A 7,757-nucleotide genomic window follows, 5' to 3' on the forward strand; every position below is an offset into this window, starting at 1 on the left:
CCTTAAGTTGACGCCATTGACTGAACTAATGCTTGCTCATCTCTTGCTTTTTATTCAGGCGTTATATCTTTGTTGGTAGTTAGATTTTTCTCCAATGCCGATATCTTTTTACAAGTGTCACGATACTCAGCATCAAAACGTTCACTAACCCATCCCATGCTAGCCATTTGAGTAGGTACTACTTGTCTTAGTTGTTCCTGGTATTTAAATAAGTCCCGACAAATCTCAGGGTGCTCTTGCATATAAGCTGCAGCAACTTGTCTCAATCCCTCTGGACTTGTTAGGTGTGCTTGGCTTTCCTTTGGAGTATCCATTCACTACTGTGGCAGCAGTGCACCAAAAAAATGCCCCTTGTAAAATAGTTGCGCTCAGAAAGTGCCTGCTATAACTGAAATAGCAAAACAGTTTCGGGGGAGGCCCGAAGGCCGGATGCTGTTTTTCCAGTTATGACCGGCACTTTACACAACTTTTTACCGAGGAATTGATTTTTTGTATACTTTTTGATGAAGCAAAAAGTGGGATTAAAAAGCTTTTTTACCCATTTCGTGGATAGGTACTTTTTGGAAGATGCACAAAGATGGGATTGGGTAGACACTGAAATTTATAGTATGGACCTATGACAACGAGTTTAATAATCGATTTTAAGAATAAACAGGCTTATCAGTAGAGAATGATTGGGTTATCGTTTAGAAACCACCCCTTGCCATACGCTAGGTGCAGCGATCCAGGCATTAAGTAGACAGGAAGGTGGATTGTAAGTTTGTTAGATAAAATCTTAACTAAAAAATCTAGGAACCGTTATTATTTTCCCTTTTTTCGTTCTAATTTTTGCATCAAAAGATATTTTTCTTTGAGCGTTTTTAGGTCTTTAATGTCTAATTTTGATTTACGATTTATTAATTGATGGTATGCTAACTTAAATATTGCAACATCCTGGTGGTCAGGAAATGACTCTCCAAAAGAACCAATTATACCTAATAGAGCATGAAAATTATGATTATCTAATAATAAAGCTTGTTTATAAAACTCAAGTCCAGATTCGTCATCTCCTGAAGCAAGTCCTGGGTCACAGCATTCAACTAGTTCTCCCATACCTGCATAAGCATTAGCTCTTTCTACAGGACTATTTTCTGAGTTTAGTGCAACCTCTTGGAATACTTGAAAGGCTTCTTTATACTTAAGTTGATCTATAAGATCTTCTGCTAAAGCAAATTGCTCATCTATTTTTTGTGATATATATGTCATAAGTTATTCTACACCAGCATTATTAATAATAAGTTCGCCATCTAAGGTTTTCTTGCCTAGTACCCATATTTTATGCTCACCAACTTGATGTACTAGTTTCATTTTTGTACCTGTTACAACACCTTTATTACGTTTAGTCATTATGGATCTAACCTCTGTCCATTTTCCTTTCGTCAGAGCTTCTTTCACATAAGGATCTATTTCTTTTAGTGTTGGTTTTTTATCACCAAATATTTTATGCCAATTATGATGTTTTTTATTAACAGCAGCTTCTCCGATATTCCATTTAGTGGATTTCCACTCTCCAGAACCTGCAATTTTAAGCGATTTAGAAGGCTGTTGCACCACCGCCCCCTGATTAAATAGATTCTGTCCTTCCGAACAATTCCTCCTTTATAGAATTGATAACCAAATACCTTTTACTCTTCTAAATGTTCTTCATGTATTTCGTACTCCCAGTTATCTATCATTCTGGTTTCCTCATTGAAGTTAATGCCTAGTAGTATAATCGCTTTTTGTCTGAGTAAATAAGGTTTGTAATAACCGTTTGTTTTGATTTGCTCTAAGGCTATCTTTCCGCTGGACTTATACTTGATTTCTATAATATATATGGCTGATTCTAATTCTAAAACAATATCGGATCTGCCTTTACTGGAAGCTGATTCACTATACATCTGCATTTTCCTACCCCCTAGAAATCCCAACCCTTGCAGTAGCATATGTAAATTGCTATGGTATTGCTTTTCCTGTTTCGTGTCGATATAGTAAGGAAGCGTAGCAAAAGCAGTATTAATGCTACCTATAAATGATCTGATTTTTTTATTGGAGAGTGCACTTCTAATGTTATCTCTTTCTTGTATAAAATAATCTTTTACGCTTTTTTCTAAACTGGACTGTATACTCCTCTGAAAGGAGGCTTCTATTTCTTTGTTAGGAAACTTTAAGGTATATAGACCCGTAGATTCATCATAATGATCAATGGTTAGATAGCCTGTTTGAAACATTAGAGATTTTAAACTAATCTCATTTCTACTTTCTGTATACATTAGGTCATCTCTAGTAGCTTCTATTTGAAGGTTATCGATGTTAAGGTCAAATCTATCAGGATCTGACAACATCTGATTAATGAGTATAGTTGGACTACCTGACTCATACCAGTAGTTTTCTAGCTCACCATTCTTTAAAAACTTTAATGTAGACCAAGGATTATATACACTTATACCATTCTTATGGAATCTATATCCATTGTAATGGGTTGCCATGCGTTCCATTACTACTTCTTTGGTTATTTTTTTATAATTACTTTTGCTCCATTCTAAAGCAATATCTTCTAAATAGACTGAAAAAACAGATAATATTTCCTCTTGGGTATAACCAAACATGGCATCAGCATCTTTGGAAATCGTAATATCGTCTAAATGATTAGCCCCTGAAAATATGTCTGATAAACTAAACTTGCTTACACCAGTGATAAAGGTAAATTGAAAATATTTATTGAGAGATTTTAAAGTCATAAAGAAATCTTTCATAACCTTGATATTGACTTTTTCTAGGTCTGAGCCTTTAGTTAGATTAATAATAGGTGCATCGTACTCGTCTATAAGCACTACTGTATTTGGTTCATAACCATTACTAAGTTTTGAAAGTGTTTCCACTAGGTTTTCTAGTCCACCTTGTATATCTGGGATCTGTATAGTTACACCATATGAACAAGCAATTTTATCTAACTTGCTTTTTAAGCTGTTTTCCAAACAGTTCGGATTGTGGTTTATACCTGAAAAATCTAATCTAATCACCGGATATTTATTCCACTGATACCCATTTTCTGGCCTACCTATATGGTAATCTTTAAACACCTTCTGGTCCCCATTGCATATAGTAGACAATGTGTCAATAAAGAGAGACTTCCCAAATCTACGAGGCCTGGCTATGAAGATAGGATTTCTCTTTTCTATTAACTCTTGTGCATATCGTGTTTTATCTACGTAATAACCTGTTTCAATGACTGATTTAATATCTGAGTAGCCAATAGGTAGTGCATTTATCTTACGCATAGATCGTATTTTTTATCTTTTTAAACTTCTTTTTCTTTCCCTTTCGTTGCTTTCATACGCTATCATACTTTTCCAAGCGAGTCAATCTTGCTAAGCTACTATAGTTTGCTTGTCAACTTTGGTTACTGATAGCCATTCATTGACTTTAAGTATAGTAGTTGAGATAAAGTGAGGGACTTGAGACAGTTTATGGAATATTTCCTTTGTCAGATTAAATATCAACTACTACACTAAATCTTTAACAGACGCAGCAATCTGCTTGTTTCCTTCAACTAGAACATAGTTGGCAATATTGATAATCTTAGTTAACCATTCGCTCCTTATGAAATATTGATCTCCAGCAATTTTTTTTACTATGTCTGGCTCCGGTATAGAGCCCTTCTCAGGGTCATGGTTGTCCAAATGTGCCTTAAGGATCTTGTGGATTAAAATAATGGCAGTATTACTAGGAATACCTTTATAAGACCTTGTCAAATCAGAACTAAAGTCTTTCAAAGCATCATAAGCAATCTTTATCCAATTTCCATTTGACAGCGTACTAACCTTTTCGTTACACAATTGTTTCAAGATCAAAGCATTAATTTCTGTTATAACTCCTATAGAAAAGGCTACAATTTCGATAGAAGAACTTTTTTCATCTAAGCGAATCATCTTCTCTATAGCAGCCTTGCTGTACTCAGCACTTTTAATTATTTCTTTAATTATGTCTTTTCTCACACTAGTACCATCTTGAATGGATCTTATAGCAAAGCAGGCATATTGATAAGCGTGTCTACAACTTACAGCAGCTTCTACTACTGGATGATTGCGGTAAGTAGTAATAATATGACGTGGATTAAAACGTGCTACTTGTTGGGTAGACATGCAGATTCTACTGGATTCAAAAAAAGTACTAATAGAATAACTCAGATCAACAGGCCAATCAACTAACGCTGAAACTACTTTATCGACTAGCTCCATTAATCGTGTCATAATATTACTAGCTTGTTCCTGGTCAGGATAGAACTCTTTCAGCAATGCACACGTTACTACAGCTGTGTCGAATAATTTTTTATACTCAGGATATTGCTTGCCCACCCCACCTATGATGGATTTACATCCATTAAATCTATTATCTTGAGCTGCTCTAGTCTCTACGTTCATTGTACCAGCTTGTCGGATGCTACATGAACCAAAGAATCCTATTAAAGCAGTAGATACCCAACAATGAACTTTATGGGTTCCCATATTTTTACTTGTCATGATAATTTATTTTAATATTGTAAAATTACACATATATATTTCAGGCTAAAAACCTAATAAGTACAAACCCTAATAACATAGCTAGAACTTAGCATCTGTACACCCAATCACGTCAACTTAAAAATCATTCAAAAAATATTAATCAGATAGCACATTGCAGGCATAGAAGCATCCCCAATTTTGGGCTAATTTGATAGCTGGAATCACAGCTTAAGTGTAGCTTGATACTAGCAGATTACATTCCTTTAGGTATATTGTATATAGCAAACCATAATCTGTTTTTCTAAAAATTTTTAGTGAACTTTGTCAATAATTTATTTGGATAAATAAACAACTTGTTACAAGATCGGTTCATAGCGTGGATTGTAGAGGTAGGCATGTTAAGGGTAATCACATATGTATCGCCCTGTTTTTCTACTGCATAGCCGTCTTTATTACACCAATCGCTAAATTGTTTAGTATTATTTTCTGAATCCTCTAATAAAGTTTCTAAAATCGGATCTGTAATTTCAAACAATTGTTCTAGTCTATGTTTTACCTTATCATTGAACATCATATGATAAATTTCTCTTTTATCTGAAATACCTATTTCAAGTATACCTTCATACATAAGGCCATCTATCTCAAAAGTTGCAAAGGCTGACTTACCCTTAGAGGTCTTAAAAAAGTAATCTGCATGGTCATCGACAAAAAGTAACAACTCTACACCTTGCAGTTGATGATAGGCCTTTTGGAGCATCATATCTTTTTCTGTAAAATCAGCATATTTTATTTTTTTTCCCATTTTATTGTAGTCAAAATTTTTTATTTGATCGCTTGTTGCCCCAGACCAACGCAACACCCTATGATGGATTGTATAACGACTTTTGTCAAAACGTTCTTGTAACTGCGCTACAGACTGTAAGCGTGTACTGCTTTGCACTGGCTCGTTTGTGTTTTGATACAATGTACAGAAAGATTCGCCGCTATGGCTTACATTATTGGTATCTTCAAGACTTTCTGAATTCTTATTATTTACTTTTCTTTGTTTTTCTTTAAGTCTTCTAGAGTTAAGATGTTTTTTGCCCACCCTCTGACTAGGTTCTGTCTTAAATTTTTGATTGCTTTTTGAAGCAGATTCTATCTCTAATACTAATTCATCAATTGTTTTTGCTGGTGTCTGCTCTGTATTTTTAAAAAGCTGATTAATTTTTTCCTTAGCTTGGTCCTGCGTTTCTGCTTCTTGGAGAATGGTAAGTGCTTCTAAATAAAATAAAGCGGCATGCTGGTTTCCCACCTTTGGGGACAAATCCATTGCTTGTCTATCCAAACCTAGTTCATCAATTTTATCTCTATAAGCATATTGGGCATATGCTAAAGCCAACCCAACCTCTGGGTGTTGCTGACAAGCTAATTTTAGAATCTCATTGCGATTGTTGAATCCAAGTAATAAACTTTCTTTGTGTGCTTGAAATATTCCATGAAATTGATTGCTAGCTTTCCACCCCACCTTCTTAGCAGTCTTCATTAAATGATCCAAATAATTAAGTGTATCCTCAAGGGCTGTATACATAACATCCCCAAACATCTTAGCTTCATTCTTACAACTCATTTGGGCTTTTTGGGCAATTTCTTCTATTCTTATAAAATCTTTTTTTACAAGTTGCTGATTGAGAACAGATTGATCATCTAGATATCTTAAAATTGATCCCATACCAATAAATATGTGACCATTCACCACTATTATATTCTTTAAAATAGCTAGCAATTTATGTTGTTTATCCTTTTCATAATCAGTTATTTTTGAAAAAGGAGTTAGACAACAATCATCCCACTCCTTAGTAAAAAATGGGTCTAGGATCTTAGCTTTATAATTTGTTTCTCCATATCCAATAAATTGTTTTTTAAAAGCTTCTATATATTTTTTTTTATAAGCAGAATCGTTTTCAATAGCAGTAGATCCACCTGGAAAGTTTACAATACGACCAAGCCTTAAGAAGCTCTCTGTATGTTGCAGTGGGATTTTCTCATTATAAGGCTGTACCTGAGCAGCTAGACAAGAGAAAAACAAAATAATCTTTAAATAAAAAAAGAAAGCAAGCATAATGCCTAATTAATTTAAGAAATAGGATAACTTACCTGTATTTTCGAAAAAATGGATTTACAAATATTGAAGTGATAACAATTGTAGAATACACATAAAATATAAAAAATGCAAATAATGGTATGCTTATGGGATCTAGCAAGAGGTCTTTATGAAAAGATTGTGTAACCTGGGATCAGTAAGAATCTAGTTAGAGTTGCAAAAAAATTTACCCGCTGCGCAATTGCAAATGCTCAACTCTAAATTTTGCGAGTTTTTTATACAAAAAATCCAAAAATGGATATGATTCAATCAGTATTTATGATTTATGTGACAAACATGTAAGGACAACTACGCAATGTTAATTGCATAGCAATTCAAAATAAAAAAGGGAACGCTTAAGAAAAAATCAACAAAAAAGCAGTATAATAGGAGCAATTCGCTGCACATAATAAGTGAAGGGTAGGTGTATAAGTAAAAAAATATAAATATAAATACACATGTTACTAATATTTAGGATTAAACTGCATGGCTAAATTATTACAAATATACTTTTGCTTTACTCTTTTAATAGCATCTTACTGCACTAGTAACAAAAAAAAAAAGAATTTGCCCCCTATAACCGATCAAAATAAGCAGAAGCAAAATGAACCTAGTTCTATAACCATTGAATCAACAGGTGCCCATGCAGTAGTCTGTATTGGATCAAACAATACCATCCATATAGGCACCATTGATGAAAAAGATGAAAAAGTGCAAGCCAAGATAGAGATCAATCCTTTGAACAATACTAATCTGAATAATAAAAGCAGAACTACAAATAGTAATAATAAAACTACCATAATCCCTCTAGAAGAGCCTATAAAAATCACATCAACCAATCCTGACGGCACAGTAGTGATTGGACTAAATAATACCATCTATAGACATACTCAAAAACAGCAGCAACCAACACTTAACAACGCTAACAGCGACAACAGTAACGAAAGCAACAACAACAACAGTAGCGACGTTAACAACGGTAACACCAACGATATTAACAGCAACAACAGCAACGAAAACGAAAACGAAAACGAAAACGAAAACAACAACAGCAACGAAAACGAAAACGAAAACAACAACAGCAACAACAGCAACGAAAACGAAAACAGCAA

The 7,757-nt window shown here is 34.1% G+C and carries 7 protein-coding genes; 1 reads left to right on the top strand and 6 read right to left on the bottom strand.

Features of this window, described 5'->3' with window-relative positions; translation table 11 throughout:
- Positions 1-50: 50 nt before the first annotated feature.
- From MUW74_RS01555 to MUW74_RS01580, 6 genes are all read right to left on the bottom strand, one after another.
- Complete coding sequence (locus MUW74_RS01555; RefSeq protein WP_243516889.1) at positions 51-314, bottom strand: hypothetical protein; 264 nt, start codon at positions 312-314, stop codon at positions 51-53.
- A 487-nt stretch (positions 315-801) separates the two neighbouring features.
- On the bottom strand, positions 802-1,245 hold the full coding sequence (locus tag MUW74_RS01560) for a hypothetical protein (RefSeq protein WP_243516894.1): 444 nt from the start codon (positions 1,243-1,245) through the stop codon (positions 802-804).
- Positions 1,246-1,248: 3 nt separating this feature from the next.
- Positions 1,249-1,590 carry a hypothetical protein gene (locus MUW74_RS01565; RefSeq protein ID WP_243553031.1) on the bottom strand — a complete coding sequence of 114 codons (342 nt, stop codon included), beginning with the start codon at positions 1,588-1,590 and terminating at the stop codon, positions 1,249-1,251.
- Between the two features lie 74 nt (positions 1,591-1,664).
- Positions 1,665-3,299, bottom strand: coding sequence for an AAA family ATPase (locus MUW74_RS01570; protein ID WP_243516899.1), 1,635 nt, complete (start codon positions 3,297-3,299; stop codon positions 1,665-1,667).
- 225 nt (positions 3,300-3,524) lie between these two features.
- Entirely contained in the window at positions 3,525-4,541 is a 1,017-nt protein-coding gene (locus tag MUW74_RS01575; RefSeq protein ID WP_243516900.1) for a hypothetical protein, read from the bottom strand.
- Between the two features lie 283 nt (positions 4,542-4,824).
- Complete coding sequence (locus MUW74_RS01580) at positions 4,825-6,624, bottom strand: DUF1609 domain-containing protein (protein ID WP_243516902.1); 1,800 nt, start codon at positions 6,622-6,624, stop codon at positions 4,825-4,827.
- A 507-nt stretch (positions 6,625-7,131) separates the two neighbouring features.
- On the opposite strand from MUW74_RS01580, the gene MUW74_RS01585 reads away from it, so the two are divergent.
- A partial coding sequence (locus MUW74_RS01585) for a hypothetical protein (protein ID WP_243553032.1) occupies positions 7,132-7,757 on the top strand: 626 nt, incomplete at its 3' end.

This window comes from Candidatus Cardinium sp. cBcalN2, assembly GCF_022810445.1.
Lineage (GTDB): Bacteria > Bacteroidota > Bacteroidia > Cytophagales > Amoebophilaceae > Cardinium.